This window comes from Kushneria indalinina DSM 14324, assembly GCF_003385845.1.
GTDB classification, from domain to species: Bacteria; Pseudomonadota; Gammaproteobacteria; order Pseudomonadales; family Halomonadaceae; genus Kushneria; species Kushneria indalinina.
In genome coordinates this window covers 136,080-153,184 of record NZ_QRDJ01000007.1, presented here as the reverse complement: position 1 = coordinate 153,184, position 17,105 = coordinate 136,080, and the positions used below count along the sequence as shown (strand labels likewise).

Below are 17,105 nucleotides of genomic sequence, written 5' to 3'. Positions count from 1 at the left end.
GCATGGGCCATTTAAGTGACCGTACCACGATGCTCACCTGCGCGGTGCTGGTGAGCGCTGCGGTGCTGGTGGTGGGGCTCAACCTGCTGCCATCGGATCATGCGCTGCATGTGGGAGACGCGACGGTCAGTCTGCTGGGTAAGTATTTCTGCTACATGCTGCTGGCACTCGCCGTGGATCTGATCTGGGGGTATCTGGGGATCCTGAGCCTGGGTCATGGTGCGTTTTTTGCCCTGGGAGGGTACGCCATGGGTCTCTATCTCAACGCCCAGGGGACAAATATCGATGGCTGGCAGGCCTGGCTGGGCCATTTTCCTCTGATGGCACTTGCAGTCGTGCTGGCGCCCGGCTTGCTGGCGCTGGTCTTTGGCTGGCTGGCCTTTCGTTCGCGTGTCACCGGCGTTTATTTCTCGATCATTACCCAGGCGATGACCTTTGCGCTGATGCTGGCGTTCAACCGCAATGAAATGGGGGTGGGCGGGTCGACCGGGCTGACACGTTTTAGTGAGCTGCTGGGTATGCCGCTCAACAGTCACGCCATGACGGTGGCGCTGTTTGTGGCTTCCGTACTGGCGGTACTGCTGGCCTTTGTAATCTGTCGCATGATGACCACCTCGCGCCTGGGCCGGGTCTGTATTGCGACTCGTGACGCCGAGGCCCGGACACGCTTTCTGGGGTATCGGGTCGAACACGTCAAGCTGGCGGTCTTTGTCGTATCAGCCGTGATGGCGGGTATCGCCGGGGCGCTTTATGTCCCGCAGGTGGGCATTATCAACCCCGGCAGCTTTGCACCACTCTTTTCCATTGAAGTGGTGGTGTGGGTGGCGCTGGGTGGACGCGCAACGCTCTTTGGCGCGCTCATCGGTGCGCTGGTGGTCAACTGGCTCAAGACAGTACTGACCACCGAGATGCCGGATGCCTGGCTCTTTATGCTGGGCGGACTTTTCGTGGTGGTGACCATGGCCCTGCCCCAGGGCATTGCAGGCCTGGCGGCCTCAATGCGCCGCCAAAAGGGAGGCGCTGTCCATGAGTGAGACTCTGAACAGACTTCGCGACATGGCCCGTCCTGATCGGGTATTTGATTTCATGGTGCCTGATCGGTCACCGGTGGATGTGCGTCACGGGCCGATACTCTATATGGAAGATGTCACGGTGAGCTTTGACGGTTTTCGCGCCATCGACCGGCTCAACCTGACCATCGATGACGGTGAGCTGCGCTGCATTATCGGCCCCAATGGGGCCGGCAAGACCACCATGATGGACATCATTACTGGCAAAACACGGCCCGACAGCGGCCAGGTGTGGTTCGGTTCGCGCCATAATCTGCTGCGCCTTTCAGAACCGGAGGTGGCAAGCCTGGGTATCGGGCGCAAGTTTCAAAAGCCCACCGTGTTTGAGGCGCTCACCGTGTTTGAAAACCTGGAGCTGGCGATGGCCGGTGATCGGCGCGTATGGGCCACCTTCATGGCGAGACTGGATCATGAGGGGCGTGCGCGTCTTGATGAGGTGCTGGAGACCATTGGGCTTGAGGCCGAGCGTGACCGGCGCTCTGGGGTGCTTTCCCACGGGCAGAAACAGTGGCTGGAGATCGGCATGCTGCTGATGCAGCGTCCGCGGCTGCTTTTGATTGATGAACCCGTGGCCGGCATGACCGAGCAGGAAATGCACCGTACTGCCAATTTGTTGAATCGGCTGGCCGGGCAGCAGTCGGTGGTGGTGGTCGAACATGACATGGGCTTTGTGCGCTCGATTGCCCGTCATGTCACCGTGCTGCACCAGGGTAGCGTACTGGCCGAGGGCAGCATGGACGCCGTGGCCGCTGACTCACGGGTCAGAGAGGTGTACCTGGGCGCCGAGGAGGAGCGTCATGCTTGAGATCGAAGAGCTTGATCAGTATTACGGCCAGAGCCATACCCTGCGGGGGCTGTCGCTCTCGGTACCCACCGGACAGTGCACCTGCGTAATGGGGCGCAACGGCGTGGGCAAGACCACGCTGATGAAAACGATCATGGGCGAGGAGCCGGCCCGGGGCGGGCGCATCCTGTTTGAGGGCGCTGACATCTCGCGCGCCAGGCGTGAGGCACGCGCCGGGCTTGGCATTGGCTACGTGCCGCAGGGGCGACAGATATTTTCGACCCTGACGGTCGAGGAGAATCTGCGTATCGGCCTGCCGGCGCGGCCTGATCGCCTGCGACGTATTCCCGAACGCATTTATGAGCTCTTTCCGGTACTTGAGGAAATGAAACGTCGTCGTGGCGGCGACCTCTCCGGTGGCCAGCAGCAGCAGCTGGCCATCGGCCGTGCGCTGGTACTGGCGCCCGGGTTGTTGATTCTTGATGAGCCGGGAGAGGGCATTCAGCCCAATATCGTGACTCGGATCGGCGATGTGCTGCGACAGCTCAATCAGGAAGACGGGCTGACGGTCCTGCTGGTGGAACAAAAGCTGCCCTTCGCGCGCCGCTACGCTGATCGTTTCATGCTGATGGACCGCGGTGCGCATGTGGCCGAAGGTGGCATGGCCACGCTGGATGATGAGCTGGTGCAACGCCATCTTACGGTATGAATTCCTGAGTGCACGAAGTGTTGCAACAGGCAAGCCATAAAGGCGATTTATTGGTGTGACATTCGTGCTGCCTACCACCACACTTGGGCGTTCAAACTACTGAATGTCGAGTCCTTGGTCGATGGGTGTACAGGTACTTTTTCACGGCTGTCTCGATGATTTCCTGCCGTCTTCCGGGCGAGGGCTGCCGGTCACACAACATACACCACGGCGTACCTCTCTCAAGGACCTGGTAGAGTCCTTTGGCGTTCCCCACCCCGAAGTTGCCGCGCTGACGCTCAATGATCATCCGGCGGCGTTCGAAACGCTGATCGAACCGCTGGAAAATGATCACTACCTGATCAGGGCCTGGCCGGTCCGGGCCCTGAGTGATCTGGTGATGGGGCACGCCCTGCAGCCGCCGCGGCCGCGCCCGGCACGCCTTGTACTGGATGTGCATCTGGGTCGGCTGGCACGTTATCTGCGCCTTTTGGGGTTTGACGTGTGCTGGCGCAACGATTTCAGCGATGAAGAGCTGGCAGACACCTCGGCCGCGCAAAATCGTATTCTGCTCACCCGTGATCGGCGCCTGCTGTATCGCCGCCAGATTGTGCACGGCTATTTCGTGCGTGCCACGGACCCTGCTCAGCAGGTTGAAGAGGTCTGCCGACGTTTTGAGCTGCATGACGAGATCGCCGGCTTCAAACGCTGCGCGCGCTGCAATGCTCTGTTGGTGAAGGTGGACAAGGCTTCGGTGGCCCGGCGCCTGGAGGCGCGCACCCTGCTGTATTACAACGACTTCTACAAATGCAAAAAATGCTGCCATGTCTACTGGCAGGGCAGCCATTTTGCACGCATGTCGGCCTGGATCGAGGCGCTGAAACAGCAGGCCGCCTGACCTGCTGCGGTGTCCGACGACGGATCTGGTCGCCCGGCGCGGTTCAGATCGTGGGGTCGCTCACATCATCGGCAGTCGGTCCCTGCGCCACGCGTGTGATCATGCGACGCACTTCCTCGGCCACGATGTCGGGGTGGTCTTCGGGGTTGAAATGATATCCGCCCTGAATACGCCGAATCACCGGAACCGAGATTCTGGCGGCCAGTCGTTCTGCCGAGGCAAGCGACAGCGGGTCCTGATCGCCCCAGACCATGGCGATGGGCATGGTGGGCGACAAGGGCAGCCGGGCCGCGATCGATGCGGTATCCGCGGCGCTCATGCAGCGTGCCTGATGGGCAAAGCCGGCAGGACCGGTCGGCTGACTGTAGGGGGCCCACAATAATGCCGCCGAGCGCGTTTCACGCCGGGTGTTGTCATGCCCCAGACTGGTCAGCGCTTTATGAAAGATGGGTCGTAACAGTGCCGGCGGCAGCTTCCCGATGACACCGGCCATCTGTGCGGCGGTAGCCACCGCCGGAACCGGCCAGTTGTCAAAGGCCACCGAATCCACCAGCACCAGCCCTGCAATGCGTTCGGGATAAAGCGCCAGCAGCGCCTGCAAAACCCCACCCCCGATGTCGTGGCCGACAAAGGTGGCCCGCTCGATCTGCTGGTGATTCAGCCAGGCGATCAGATAGTCCACCTGTGCGGCCACCGAGATGTCGCGCTCCAGCCCTTCATTGATCGACCAGCCAAAGCCGACCAGCTCCCAGGCCAGACAGCACGTTCCGGTATCGACAAGGCGTGGGATCACATGACGCCAGAGGCGTGGGTTGGTGGGGATACCATGGAGCATGACCACCGGCGGCTGCTCGCTGCGTTCGCCGTGTTCTTCCCAGCGCATCAGGATGCCGTTGACCATGGCGCTGCGCGAGAGCTCCGGCGCCGTATTGAGCCGGTCGTGGTGCGTGGCCCTGATGGCCTGACGCTTCTGCCAGCTGGCCCAGGCCATGCTGGCGGCCAGTCCTGCCAGCGCCCAGCGGCCCTTGTGTGAACGTCTGCGTGAATGCCGTTGTGTACGCTCTTGTGGAAAGTCACGTGCCATGATGGGTCCCTCCTCGTTAACGATGATGGCGACCTGCCCGCACCTGCTGAAGACTCATGATGAAAGATGGCCTGCATTGAAGCGTAGCCGTCCCCCTCGGAGGTGCAATTCACACCTGATGTTGCTCGGACCCTTTTTAACCTCGGTATAATTGTATTACCCTAGTGTTCTTAAGGTCTGCTTCAACGAAGAGTTCCACATGAGCGCGAGATCCAGACAGTCGGATTCGCTGCTGGGCACCGATATTGTGCCCGGCAGCATCAGTGTGCCCCGCGGCGGTAGTGCCTTTCGACGTTTTCTGGCCTTTCTGGGCCCGGGCGCCATGGTATCGGTGGGCTATATTGACCCGGGCAACTGGGCCACCTCGCTGGAGGGCGGGTCGCGCTTTGGCTATACGCTTTTATGCGTGATTTTGCTTTCCAACCTGATGGCCGTGCTGCTGCAGTCGCTTTGCGCGCGGCTGGGCATTGCCAGCGGACGTGATCTGGCGCAGAGCTGTCGCGAGCATTATTCGAAGCCGGTCAATTTGGCGCTCTGGGCGCTGTGCGAGCTGGCCATCATTGCCACGGATCTGGCCGAGGTGATCGGCACCGCCGTGGCGCTCAAGCTCCTGTTCGGTATTCCGCTGGCCTGGGGAGCGGCCATTACCATCGTGGATACGGTGGTGCTGTTGATGCTGATGCGGCGGGGATTTCGCTGGCTGGAAGCCTTTGTCATGTCGCTGATGGCCATGATCTTTGCCTGCTTTGTGGTGGAGCTGGCGCTGGCGCAGCCCTCGCTGGCCGGCATCGCGGACGGTTTTTTGACCCCCGATACCGATATCGTGACCAATCCGCAGATGCTCTATATCGCCATCGGCATCATCGGCGCCACGGTCATGCCGCATAACCTGTATCTGCATTCGGCGCTGGTGAAGACCCGCGATTTTGAGCAGAACGCCCGCGGTAAACGTGAGGCGCTGCGCTTTGCCACGCTCGACAGCACGATTTCCCTGTCGCTGGCCCTGTTCGTCAATGCCGGCATTCTGATTCTGGCCGCGGCGGTGTTTCACAGTGCCGGACAGACGGTGGTGGAGATCGAGGAGGCCTACGGACTCTTGAGCCCGCTGCTGGGTGCGGGCATTGCCGCCACGCTGTTTGGCGTGGCGCTGCTGGCGTCGGGGCTCAATTCGACCGTCACGGCCACGCTTGCCGGTCAGATCGTGATGGAGGGATTTTTACGATTTCGCATGAAGCCCTGGGTTCGACGATTGATCACCCGCGGGCTGGCGATTTTGCCGGTGCTGTATGTCACCCAAGTCTACGGCGATCAGAGCGTGGGGCGGCTTTTGATTCTCAGCCAGGTGGTGCTGTCGCTGCAGCTGCCGTTTGCCATTATCCCGCTGATCCGTTTTGTCTCGCGACGCGACTGGATGGGGGAGATGGCCATTGGCTGGAAAATAAAGGCACTGACCTGGGCGATCGCCGTGCTGATTCTGGTACTCAATGTCCGGCTGGTCATTGAAGTCTTTCAGGGCCTCTAGCGCCCTGCAGGGCGTCAGTGCTTCGTCATGGTCGAAGCGCTTTGATGTCTGTCTCAGGCATTCACATTGCGAAAGCGCGCGTTGACCAGGCAGTAGCCGCCGTAGGCAATCAGGCCAATGGCGACCAGACTCAAAAGCCAGGGGCCGAAGGGCTGCTCGGCGACGGCACTCAGAGCGCCACCCAATCCGCGGGCGTCGGAGGGGTCCGTATTGATGGCCGACAGGCACAAAAAGAGTGCCATGATCATGAACACGATACCGCGTGCCGTCAGGCCGACCCTCGAGACATTGGCGGCGATGAGACGCTGCCGGCGGCTCATCTCGTCCAGATGCCAGTTCTTTTCATAGCTATGGTGCCAGCCGCGCCAGATCTGGCGCAGCCCCACGCCCAGAAAGCCGAGTCCAATAACAAAAATGGCCACGATACCGCCGGGGTGGGACATGACGGTACGGGTATGGCTGGAGGTAGAGCTTGAGCTGCTGCCGCTGTCGAGCAGCAATTCGACGCAGTTGATGGCGATACCGGCATAGATCAGTCCGCTGAGGACATAGCCCAGCCGGGTCAGAATGCCTTTCCAGTCACGCCCCTTTTGCTCGGCGTCAAAGATGGCCTGGATCAGTCGCCAGGCGGTGTAGCCGAAAAGCCCGATCGCCAGCAGGGCAATGAGAACGCTGCCGAAGGGCTGGGTTGCCAGCTCCCTGACCGCCTCAGAAGTGCCGCCGTTGCGCCCGCCCATGCCCAGTACGGCCATCATGGAGAGCCAGCCGATGGTGATATAGATCATGCCCTTGGCAGTGTAGCCACATCGGGCAGCGATGGTCACAAGGCGCTGGGTGTTGCCGCTGGGATGGTCCAAGCCAACTCCAAATTGTCAGGGTGAACGCTAGAGTCTGGAAAACAATGCTTTCGTTTACCAGTCCTTATTGGTCGGCGCAGCACTTCTTGTATTTCTTCCCGCTGCCACACGGACAGGGGTCATTGCGCCCGGCTCGAGCCATGGCAGGCGGGTCGATGACACCATCCACATAGCGCCAGCGCCCGGCGCTGCGCCGAAAGCGCGACCGCTCGTGGAGCATGTGCTGCTGGCCATCTTCCAGATACCACGCCTTGAACTCCACCATTCCCTGGGCGCCGTGATTTTTCGTCTGCACGATCTCCAGGTGCTGCCAGTCGACGGTGCGCACGTTGAGCATGGGCGCGTCCTGTGGCGGGCGTCCCGGGGCGTTGTCGACCCAGGTTTCAAACAGATAATCTCCCAGTCCGCCCAGCGCGAAGGCGCTGTAGCGCGAGCGCATGAGGGCTTCAGGCGTGGCGGCGATCTGTTCTTCCCGGTGCAGCGGGCCGCAGCAGCGATCGTAATGGTTCCCGCTGCAGCAGGGGCAGATAAAATCAGTGGTCATGGGGCAACCCTGTGGTAATGCTGATCAACGTCATGCAGACAAGCGTTATGCAGATAAAGAGGCAGATGACAGTGGTGCAGATAAAAAAAGACCGGCCGACAGTGTAAAGACTGTCGGCCGGATGTCGAGACGCGCAGGCGATGCGGTAATCAGGCCTGCCAGCGCGCGCTCATCCAGTTCAGGGCGCGGGAAGTGGTGGCTCGTACGCCACGTTCCAGGGCGCTTTCATCCAGGCGCGAGGTGGTGATGACGCTGTTGTCATCGCCGGCATCGCGATCGGTCAGCTCGGGATCGGTGTTTTTCTGATGCTGCTCGTCGGACAGGACCTTCTCCTGCGCCTGATCGATCGGCTCGCCCGAGTACAGCACCCACTGATTGCTTTCCCTGACGGCATAGGAGCGTACTTCACGCGGTGCTGTCACGGTCATGTCGGGCAGGTCGTTCGTGGTATCTCCCTTGAGCAGGCTGGCGAACCAGGCGTGACGCGAGGTTTCAACGGCCGGCTGCCAAGGCGTGCTTTCCTGCGGCGTATGCTGGGGGGCGAGCTGCCAGCTGTCGGCACCCATCTGCTGCCACAGGTCCAGACGAGGAGACTGTTGGGCGAATACGCGTGTTTCTTCCTGCGCCAGGCTGGTGGCCTGGACGGCTTCCCGCGGTGCCAGCGCCATGGTGGTCGCTTCGCGCGGTGTCGGACGGCTCTGTGCCACCTGTGCCGGAGCTTCCTGAGCGGTGGTCTGCTGTGCCGGGGCCGGCGCGGCGGCGACCTCGCCGGTGGCGATCTGATCGTTCAGGCCGATCGGTGCACGTGTCGGTTCGGCAGTCGGTGCCTGAGCAACGGTGTTGGTCGGGGCAGGTGCTAACGTGTCACCGGTGCGGATCTGACCGCCAAGGCCGATGGGCGTGCGCTCGGGGGCGGTGTTGATCGGCGTGACGGCAGGGGCCTGAGCCACGGTGCGAACCGGTGCCGGGGCCACCGTGTCGCCGGTACGAATCTGACTGTCCAGACCAATGGAAGCTCGCTCGGCGGCGGTGTTGATCGGCTCGACGGCCGGTGCCTGAGCAACGCTTCGAGTCGGGGCCGGTGCTACCGTGTCGCCGGTGCGGATCTGACCGTCAAGACCGATGGGGGCACGCTCGGGCGTGGTGTTGACCGGCTCGACGCTGGGGGCCTGAACCACGGCCCGTGATCGGGCGTTGGTGACCGGTGCGCCGACCTCCACCTGGCTGTAGAACTGAAGTTTCGGGCGCTCGGCGACCGGCTCGGGCGCAGGCTGTTGCGGTGCCGGCGTCGGGGCCACAGCCGCCGTCTGGACCGGCGCCGCGGCAGCGGGTGTGACGGCGGCCGGCTGTGCCTGCGCACGGCTTGCTGGCCGGGTCGTCGCCTGTTCACGGGTTTCGCGCTCGATGGCGCGATCCATGGCCAGGGCGCTTTCGCTGTCGCTGGCATCAGGGCTACGCCCGGCCGGATTCGGGCCAAAGCTTGCGTGGGTCAGCTGCGGGTCGGTGTTGGTGTGGACGACCACGGCGTGAACGTTGTCACGCAAAAGCCACATGTCACCGGTCTTGTCGAGCTTGGGCCCGCGCTTGAGGAACTCGGCAAGGACCTGCTCGCGGCGGTCGTCCGAGGGCTGGCAGGCCATGTCGCTCGAGGCGATGTCGCCGACCTCCAGTGTGGCATCACTCTGGCGCGCGTTGGCACTCAAGTGGTTGCAGCCCACCCAGGCATCGAGGCGGTTGCCGGTCAGATTGACCCTGGCGCCGCTGATGTTGGTCAGTGCCGTGGCGTAGTAGCCTGAAGATGAAGACCCGGAACTGGCGCATCCTGCCATCAGGGTGGCCAGTGCCAGCGTAGTAAGCGTTGGCCTGAATGCGTGTCGCATGGAAACTCCTGTTGCGTTGATCATGCTACCTGTTCCGGGTAGACGGTCGGTCCTGATGAAAACATCGGCACATATTGGTAATAGGGCGCAAGCATACCCTGGTGCGAGGGTGAAGATGTGATCAAAGTGATGATTGTTACATGCTGTCGCATCACACTGTTATCCTTCGCCTCTTTTTTGGTTGACATGGCTTGCCCCAGGGGCGTCACATCAGGACAGGATATGGCTGACAATGATATCGGCCCGGACGCGCAAAAGTTGCGTCATCGGGTCATCTTGCCTCGCAGTCGTCGCGCGCGCTGGCTGCTGGTGGCCTTTGTGCTGCTTTTGGCCGCCGGCTGCTGGCCGGTCATCGTGCTTTTCAATCGGTCCGTGGTCGTTGCCGGCCTGCCGCTGATGGCGCTTTGGAGCTACGTCATCGTGTTTGCCAGTGTTGCGCTCATGGCGCTGGCCAATCGACTGTTGGCGGGTGACAACGATGCGTCACAATCCGGGCATTATCAGGCATCAGAGGAGCCCCGGAAACCATGACCGGCATGATACCGCTGTGGCTGACCCTTCTATATATAGCACTGGCGCTGTGGCTTGGCATTCGCGCCCGCCGCGGTCATGCCATGACGGCGCTTGAGCAGTGGGGCGTTGCCGGGCGCAGCATGAACGCCATGATGCTTTATCTGTTGATCGGCGCCGGCAGCGTCAGTGCCTACACCTTCATGGGGGCACCGGGCTGGGCCTTTTCGCGCGGCGTGGCGGTCTTTTATGTGGTGGTCTATCTCTCCTATCTGGCCGTCGTCGCCTGGTATTTTGGCCCGAGAGTATGGACGCTGGGGGCGCGCTTTGGCCACGTGACACAGGGTAGTGCCATTCGCGATCGGTTTGAAAGCACCGCACTTGGGGCTCTGTCGGCGCTGGTCATGGCGATTGGCACCCTGGCCTACGCCGTGCTGCAGACCATGGGGGCGGCCTATATCCTGGGGGTCATGAGCGGCGGCATGATCCCGGTGTGGGTCGGCGTGCTGGTAGTGCTGGGCGTGATGGGGACCTATCTGTATATCAGCGGCCAGCGAGCGATCGGCATGACCAACGCCTTTCAGGGCGCCCTCATGCTGTTTGTGGCCTGGCTGGTGGGCATCTGGGCGGTGCACGATTTCACGGGGGGCTGGACCACCGGTGCGCTTTTTGACCGTCTGGCCACCGAGCGCCCCGAGTTCATGACCCTGCCGGGGGCCAGCGGCAACATGGGATTTGCCTTCTGGACCACCTCGATCATCGTGTCGATGCTCTCCTTTCTGCCGCCGGTCTGGACGCAGTGGATGAGCGCGCGCTCGCGCGAGACCATTCGGCGCAGCGCGACCTGGCTGCCCACCTACTATGTGGTCATTCTGCCCATGGTGGTGGTCGGTTTTATCGGCATCTTTACCCTGCCGACCCTGTCGCGGGCCGATACGGTAGCGCTCGAGATGGCGATGCAGACCATGCCGGTCTGGCTGACCGGGCTGCTGGGCGCGGGCACGCTGGCGGCGGCCATGTCCTCGTGCGAGCCCTTTATCCATTCGGCGGCGCTGTCGATCACGCGCGATGTCATCCAGCCGGCGCTGCGTCTCGGGGACGACGTGACCGGGCGTCTGGCACGCTGGATGCTCTTTCCCGTGCTGGCGCTGGTGGCCGTGCTGGCAATCAGCGAACCCGGCAATCTGGTGATGATCCTGCTGGTCGGTCTTGGCTTTGCCGCCCAGGTGCTGCCAGCGTTTATTGGCATGTTCTTCTGGTTCGGCGCCACTCGAAGCGGCGTCATGGCGGGGCTGCTGGCCGGATTCGTGGTGACGTTTGCCTTTACCGTCTTCTGGCCCAATCCGCTGGGCGTGCATGCCGGCTTCTGGGGACTTTTGCTCAACCTGCCGCTGTTTGTTGCGATCTCCCGTCGTACCCGTCCGGCATCGACACCGACGCTGCAGCGCTTTTATGAGGCGGTACGCTGATACCGGCGCGGGCCCTGACAGCCTGATTGATGCCGTGAACCGACAAGGAGAGGGTTATCTCGATACGCACGGATTTTCCCGATCTACCGCCCGTCTGGGCGGCAGGCACTGGCGCCGCCGCCTGGCTGGTGGGTCGTTTCGCGCCGCTGTGGCGACCCGAGTTGCCGGCGCTCAATGTCGTGGCCCTGCTGCTGGCCGGCATGGGCCTGGCGCTGGCCGGCTGGGCGATTCTCTGGTTTGTGCGCCGTCGTACGCCCATCGAGCCCCATGAGACACCGACCTGCCTGATCGTCGAGGGGCCTTTTCGGCTCAACCGCAACCCCATCTACAGCGCCATGACACTGCTGCTGCTGGCCCTGGCGCTATGGAACGGCGCGCTTTCGGCCCTGTTGACGGTGGGGCTCTTCCCGTGGGTGATCACCCGCCGCTTCATCCATCATGAGGAGCGTGCCCTGCGTGATGTTTTTGGAGCACAGGCCGAGCGCTATTTCGCGCGTACCCGGCGCTGGTAACCCATGACGTTCTACCCGGGCGCGCCCTGTCTTGATGGCCTTTGTGTCGCCGGGGCATGGCTGGAGGGCAGGGGAGCACAAAAAAGTGCGCCACAAGCTGTGATACAGTGAGTTTCGCTTCGACAGATCGGTATTGCGCCCTGTTACCTGGTTTGACAGAGCAGTACCGCTGTCCTTTTCTGAAGTCGGATAAACAACTACTAAAGGTATCCGTATGCAGATTCGTAATGTCGTGACCGGCGTGTTTGCCCTTTCGATGATGGGGGCGGCTTCCTCGGCGCTCGCCGACACCTGGCGCTTTGGCCTTGAAGAGACCGAGGGCAGTGTCCAGTACGCCTACGCAGAAGCCTTCAAGGATCTGATCGAAGAAAAGAGTGACGGGGACATCACCATCCAGATCCTCCCCTACGGGGTCTGGGGCTCGAACTATTCGGCGCTGTATGACGCGCTGCAAAGTGGCGCCATTCCCATCTCCTTCGGGTCGGGCTTTCTGGGCGGCACGGTGCCGGAAAGTCAGTTGATGAGTCTCAACTACGTCATGCCCAACGATCAGCTGGAAACGGCGGAGATTCTCAACTCCGATGCGTTCATGCAAAGCGACGCGTGGCAGCAGTCGTTTCGCAGCCGTGGGCTGGTGCCGCTGGCGGCCGTCCCTGAAGGCTTCCAGGTGTGGACTGCCAACAAGGAGATTCGCACCCCCGAGGACATGAAGGGCCTGCAGATTCGCGTCATGGACAACAGCCTGCTGCGCGCCACCTATCAGGCCTACGGCGCCGCGCCCATTACCATTGCCTACGGCGAGCTTTACAGCGCGCTCCAGCAGGGCCAGGCCGAGGGCAATATCCAGCCGGTTTTTGCCCATGAAAACATGGGCTTTTACGAAGTACAGGACTACATGATCTTCGCCGAGCAGGCGCAGTTCATCGGCAATCTGATCGCCAATCAGGACTGGTACGAAGCGCTTCCCGATGATCAGCAGGCGGTGCTGCAGTCCACGCTGGATGAGATGGTACACAATGGCCACGACATCCAGACGCAGTTCAACGCCGAGCGTCTTGAAACCATCCAGGACAACAGCGACATCAATATCATCCGCCTCAATGGGGAAGAGCGCAGCCGCTTCCGCGAGCTCGCCCGCCCGGTGCGTCAAGAGTATGTCGATATGGTCGGTGAGCGTGGCCAGCAGGCACTGGATATTCTGCTCAAGCAGGTCGAGGAGAGCCAGTCCGGCTCCAGTGACACTGACGACAGCGATCAGACGTCCTGATAGACCAGGTACCTGAGCGTACAAAACGCCCGCAGACTCTGTCTGCGGGCGTTTTTTTACAGTGCGATCAGCCCCGGGTTTGCTTTCCTTTTAAAGACATGAAAAAGCAGGCCTGGAGCCTGCCCGAAGAGATCAATCACGGTGTGGTATCAACCACGGTACGGCCGGTATTCAGTCGCCGCCCAGCGAGGGCAGCAGCAGCGAAATCTGCGGAAAGACAATCAGAATCAGCGTGGCCAGCAGCAAAATGAGGATAAAGGGCGGCGTGCCTCGAATGACCTCCAGATAGGGGCGGCGAAAGACGGCAATGGCGGTAAAGATATCGCAGCCAAAAGGCGGCGTGGCTGAACCGATGGCCGCCTGCAGGGTCACGATGACCCCGACGTGTATCGGGTCCAGCCCGGTCGACTGCACCAGCGGCTTGAAGATGGGGACCAGAATCAGGATCACCACGATGGGGTCGACAAACATGCAGCCGATGAAAAAGGCCACGGCAATCAGAAGCAGTGCCAGAAACTGATTGTCGCCGATACTTTCGATCATCGGTGCCAGTATCTGCTGCGGCACGCCGGCGGTTGCCAGCGCCTGGGAAAATGCCGCCCCGACCGCCACCAGAATAAAGACCACGCCGGTAATCATGCCGGTCGAAAGTGCCAGGCTGCCCAGATCGCGAATCGAGACCTGACGGTAGATCACCACTTCCAGCAACAGGGCATAGGCCACCGCTACCGCCGAGGCCTCAACGGCGCTGAAAAAGCCCCCATAGATACCGCCGACCACCAGAATTGGAAAGCCCAGCGGCAGGATGACGCGGCGAATGGCAAGCCCCCGCTCGCGCCATGATGCCTTCGGGTCCGGCTTGATGCCCTTCAGGCGAGCGTCGATCCAGCAGTAGATCGCAAACATCGTCATGATCAGAAGTCCCGGCAGAATACCGGCCAGAAAGAGATCGCCGATCGAGGTCTGCATCGCCACGCCATAGATAATGAAGCCGATACTGGGCGGGATCAGCAGGGCGACATCACTGGCATTGATGATCAGTGCCAGCGTAAAGGAGTCGGAATATCCCTTTTTGAGCAGGCGGGGGCGCATCGGCCCGCCCATGGCCACCACGGTGGCCTGGGTAGAACCGGAAACGGCACCGAACAGGGCGCAGGACGCAGCGGTGGTAATGGGCAGACCGCCGCGCAGATGGCGGGTGAAGGCATCCACCACGTCCAGCAATCGATTGGCCGTATGGCCCTTGGTCAAAATATCGGCGGCAAAAATGAACATCGGTACGGCCGCCAGTACCCAGCTGCCGACACCATTGATCATCCAGCTGACCGCCTGATCCGGCCCGAAAAAGGTCATGCCGGTAAACATCATATAGAGCGTGCCGGCTGCCAGGGGCACCATCATGGGAAACCCCAGCAGCAGCAGCACGAGCATGAGCACACCAAGCCCTGTCAGCATGATCTCTCCCCTCGTATTGTTGTCATCAGCTTGTCGCTATCGAATTGTCGTTATCGAGCTGTCGCTATCGAATCATTGTGATCAACGCCACGCGCGTGATTATCGATCGCGTGTCGTGCTGGCGCCTTCGGCTGCGCTGCCGGCCACCGGCACATCGCTGTAATCCTCCTGTTCGGTAAGAGAGCGCCAGATGCCGGGGCTTGTCAGATTACGAATAATGGTCAGCACATACTGAATGCCGGCCAGCGCAAAACCGGCGGGCAGGGCGAGATAAATGATCCATAGCGGCATCTGCAGCGAGGCACTGGTACGGCCGCGATCGTGGATCGTTGCGACGTACTCGATGGACTTGTAGCTGAAGTAGAACATCAGAACCGCCGTGCCCAGACAGATCAGCACCAGCAGTGCCTTGCGGCGTTGGCCGCTGAGCTGTTCATAGAACGCCGACATGCTGATATGACGAGCGTGACGTGCGGCGTAGCCCACACCCACAAAGGTAATGATCACAATCAGCATCTCGGTGATTTCATAGGTGCCGGTGATGCCCTGACCGAAGACAATGTTGCCCACGACGTGAGCGCTGACCAGAAACGCCATGAGTAGGATGCTGCCGGCAACAATGGTGCGTTCGATCAGGCCCAGCGCGCGATCGAACAGCAGCAGTGCCCGCAGCAGTGGGCTCAAGCGTTGATCACTGCTGCGCGAGGAAGAGAGCTGGTTCATGAGGTTTTATCCTTGTTGTAAGGAGCGCATGACAAAACATCAATACAGTCCTGCCCCTTTATAGCAAGGGACAGGCGGATATCACCAGCATCGTCCTACCTGGCGCTTGAGGCCAGCGCCATCTCGACCAGATCCAGTTCGCGCACCAGTCGTCGCAGCGTGTCGTCATCGATCTGGTGGATCGAGCGCAGACGGTAGTACTCGCGTCGCTCGGCGCGTATGGCTGTCAGGCGCATCTCGCGGGAAAAGCGCTGGTCATACTCGTGACGCTCGGAACTCGAGCGCTTGTCATTGATGGTCATCAGGTTGCGGTAATAGCTGATCATGCGGGCGCTGACCTCGGTCAGTGTCGAGCGCTCGATCTCCGACTCATGCGTTTTCTGCGCCTCGTGATACCAGCTTTCGATGGCCTCGATGGCCGCAAGTGAGGCGGCGTGGCGCGCCGAGCGAGCTTCTTCATCGCGCCAGCTGTCATCGGGCTTGTCCATGCGTCGCAGCAGCAGGGGCAGGGTGATGCTGCCCAGCAACAGCGTGAAGAGGATGACGCCGGTGGCCAGAAAGATCACCAGATCGCGGCCCGGGAAAGGCTCGCCGCCGGGCAGCGTCAGCGGCAGCGAGAGCGCCGCGGCCAGGGTAATGGTGCCGCGAATGCCGGCCATCGTGCCCACGGCCATGACGCCACTGGAAAGCGGCACGTGTGCCGAGCGACGCCGCCGTGATGAGAGCCTGGAGAGATAGACCGCCCCCATGATCCAGAAAAGGCGCAGCAGCATCAGGGCCAGCGAGATCACCACCACATAAAACACCAGTTCCGCCAGGCTGAAGCTGCGGGCGTTATTGAGCGAGACTTCGATGGCCCCGCCGATGATGTCGGGCAGCTGAAGGCCCAGCAGCAGAAACACCATCGCATTGAGCAAGAAGGTCAGAATTTCCCAAAAATGGTTCATCTGCATGCGGGTGCGGGTCTGGGCGTAGCGCTTGAGCTCGGTGCGATTGATGGTAATGCCGGCCGAGACGGCGGCCAGAATACCCGAACCTTCCAGATGTTCGGCAATCAGGTAGGCGGCAAAGGGGATCATCAGCATGACCAGCAGGATTTCGGTCGAGGATTCGGTCCCGCGTCTGTCGATCAGCTTGCGACGGATGGTCGAGAAGATGAAGGCAAGACCGATACCGACCGAGATACCGATGAAGGTGATCAGGGCAAACTGCAGGCTGACCTGGCCAAACGAGAAGGCGCCGGTCATGGCCGCGGCCACGGCAAACTTGAGTGATACCAGCGCCGAGGCATCGTTCATCAGCGACTCGCCCTCAAGGATGTGCATCAACCGCGGCGGTACACCCAGCTTGCCGGAAATCGCCGATACCGCCACGGCATCGGTCGGTGACAGGATGGCCGCGAGGGCAAAGCACACCGCCAGCGGCAGGTTGGGCAACAGCCAGTGGATCAAAAAGCCCGCGCCCACGACAGTAAACAGCACCAGTCCCACGGCCAGCGCGATAATCGGATGGCGCAGCGAGGTCAGCTCACGCTGGGGAAACTGCCAGGCGTCAGCAAACAACAGCGGCGGCACGAACAGCAGCATGAAGGTTTCGGGTTCCAGATTGATATCCAGCGGGGTGTTCAACCCGGCAAGCAAAGCGCCGATCGCGATCTGTAAAATGGGCAGGGGAATGCGCGGCATGAACCGGGCCAGTATGCCGCTGCCGGCGGCGACCAGAATCAGTGATAAGGCCAATAACACGATATGCATCAATGACTTCCTGTCATGTTGTTCCTGGTTTTTGATGGGCGCCGAGGAAAATGGTTGCATCCGTGCCGACATGAAATGAGGTAATACT

At 61.3% G+C, this 17,105-nt stretch carries 16 protein-coding genes; 9 read left to right on the top strand and 7 right to left on the bottom strand.

The features are described 5' to 3' along the window. The first annotated feature begins 2 nt into the window (after positions 1-2). The 4 genes from urtC to C8D72_RS07330 all read left to right on the top strand — a co-directional run bounded on the left by urtC (position 3) and on the right by C8D72_RS07330 (position 3,440). Positions 3-1,034 carry an urea ABC transporter permease subunit UrtC gene (urtC, locus tag C8D72_RS07345; RefSeq protein WP_115853771.1) on the top strand — a complete coding sequence of 344 codons (1,032 nt, stop codon included), beginning with the start codon at positions 3-5 and terminating at the stop codon, positions 1,032-1,034. Next, positions 1,027-1,875 carry an urea ABC transporter ATP-binding protein UrtD gene (urtD, locus tag C8D72_RS07340; RefSeq protein WP_425453264.1) on the top strand — a complete coding sequence of 283 codons (849 nt, stop codon included), beginning with the start codon at positions 1,027-1,029 and terminating at the stop codon, positions 1,873-1,875. The genes urtC and urtD overlap by 8 nt, the downstream gene beginning before the upstream one ends. Further along, positions 1,868-2,563: an urea ABC transporter ATP-binding subunit UrtE gene (urtE, locus tag C8D72_RS07335; RefSeq protein ID WP_115853770.1), complete on the top strand. Its 696-nt coding sequence runs from the start codon at positions 1,868-1,870 to the stop codon at positions 2,561-2,563. Before urtD ends, urtE begins: the two co-directional genes overlap by 8 nt. A 121-nt stretch (positions 2,564-2,684) precedes the next feature. Next, a complete protein-coding gene (locus tag C8D72_RS07330) occupies positions 2,685-3,440 on the top strand; it encodes a Mut7-C RNAse domain-containing protein (protein ID WP_170140535.1) in 756 nt (251 codons plus the stop codon). Positions 3,441-3,483: 43 nt separating this feature from the next. On the opposite strand, the gene C8D72_RS07325 is transcribed toward C8D72_RS07330, so the two are convergent. Then, complete coding sequence (locus C8D72_RS07325; RefSeq protein WP_115853768.1) at positions 3,484-4,524, bottom strand: alpha/beta fold hydrolase; 1,041 nt, start codon at positions 4,522-4,524, stop codon at positions 3,484-3,486. A 199-nt stretch (positions 4,525-4,723) separates the two neighbouring features. Between C8D72_RS07325 and C8D72_RS07320 the strand changes: the two genes are divergently transcribed. Then, the gene (locus C8D72_RS07320; RefSeq protein ID WP_115853767.1) at positions 4,724-6,046 is read left to right on the top strand and encodes an Nramp family divalent metal transporter; all 1,323 of its coding nucleotides are present in this window, start codon (positions 4,724-4,726) and stop codon (positions 6,044-6,046) included. Between the two features lie 53 nt (positions 6,047-6,099). Here the strand turns inward: C8D72_RS07320 and C8D72_RS07315 are convergent, their stop codons facing one another. From C8D72_RS07315 to C8D72_RS07305, 3 genes are all read right to left on the bottom strand, one after another. Further along, positions 6,100-6,903: a DUF1206 domain-containing protein gene (locus C8D72_RS07315; RefSeq protein ID WP_245955191.1), complete on the bottom strand. Its 804-nt coding sequence runs from the start codon at positions 6,901-6,903 to the stop codon at positions 6,100-6,102. A 64-nt stretch (positions 6,904-6,967) separates the two neighbouring features. Beyond that, entirely contained in the window at positions 6,968-7,447 is a 480-nt protein-coding gene (locus C8D72_RS07310) for a YchJ family protein (protein WP_115853766.1), read from the bottom strand. A 149-nt stretch (positions 7,448-7,596) separates the two neighbouring features. Next, on the bottom strand, positions 7,597-9,327 hold the full coding sequence (locus C8D72_RS07305) for an META domain-containing protein (RefSeq protein WP_170140534.1): 1,731 nt from the start codon (positions 9,325-9,327) through the stop codon (positions 7,597-7,599). A gap of 222 nt (positions 9,328-9,549) precedes the next feature. Here C8D72_RS07305 and C8D72_RS07300 point away from each other — a divergent pair, with 222 nt between their 5' ends. The 4 genes from C8D72_RS07300 to dctP all read left to right on the top strand — a co-directional run bounded on the left by C8D72_RS07300 (position 9,550) and on the right by dctP (position 13,085). Next, positions 9,550-9,858: a hypothetical protein gene (locus C8D72_RS07300; RefSeq protein WP_245955190.1), complete on the top strand. Its 309-nt coding sequence runs from the start codon at positions 9,550-9,552 to the stop codon at positions 9,856-9,858. After that, complete coding sequence (locus tag C8D72_RS07295) at positions 9,855-11,306, top strand: sodium:solute symporter family protein (protein ID WP_115853764.1); 1,452 nt, start codon at positions 9,855-9,857, stop codon at positions 11,304-11,306. Before C8D72_RS07300 ends, C8D72_RS07295 begins: the two co-directional genes overlap by 4 nt. A 128-nt stretch (positions 11,307-11,434) precedes the next feature. Continuing rightward, entirely contained in the window at positions 11,435-11,818 is a 384-nt protein-coding gene (locus C8D72_RS07290; protein WP_211308800.1) for a methyltransferase family protein, read from the top strand. 214 nt (positions 11,819-12,032) lie between these two features. Then, complete coding sequence (dctP, locus tag C8D72_RS07285; protein WP_115853762.1) at positions 12,033-13,085, top strand: TRAP transporter substrate-binding protein DctP; 1,053 nt, start codon at positions 12,033-12,035, stop codon at positions 13,083-13,085. A 171-nt stretch (positions 13,086-13,256) separates the two neighbouring features. Here dctP and C8D72_RS07280 read toward each other — a convergent pair whose 3' ends face one another. The 3 genes from C8D72_RS07280 to C8D72_RS07270 form a co-directional block, all read right to left on the bottom strand. Next, positions 13,257-14,540, bottom strand: a complete 1,284-nt coding sequence (locus C8D72_RS07280) for a TRAP transporter large permease (protein ID WP_115853761.1) — start codon at positions 14,538-14,540, stop codon at positions 13,257-13,259. Positions 14,541-14,639: 99 nt separating this feature from the next. Continuing rightward, on the bottom strand, positions 14,640-15,263 hold the full coding sequence (locus C8D72_RS07275) for a TRAP transporter small permease (protein ID WP_115853760.1): 624 nt from the start codon (positions 15,261-15,263) through the stop codon (positions 14,640-14,642). 95 nt (positions 15,264-15,358) lie between these two features. Then, entirely contained in the window at positions 15,359-17,017 is a 1,659-nt protein-coding gene (locus tag C8D72_RS07270) for a Na+/H+ antiporter (protein ID WP_115853759.1), read from the bottom strand. Positions 17,018-17,105: the final 88 nt, after the last annotated feature.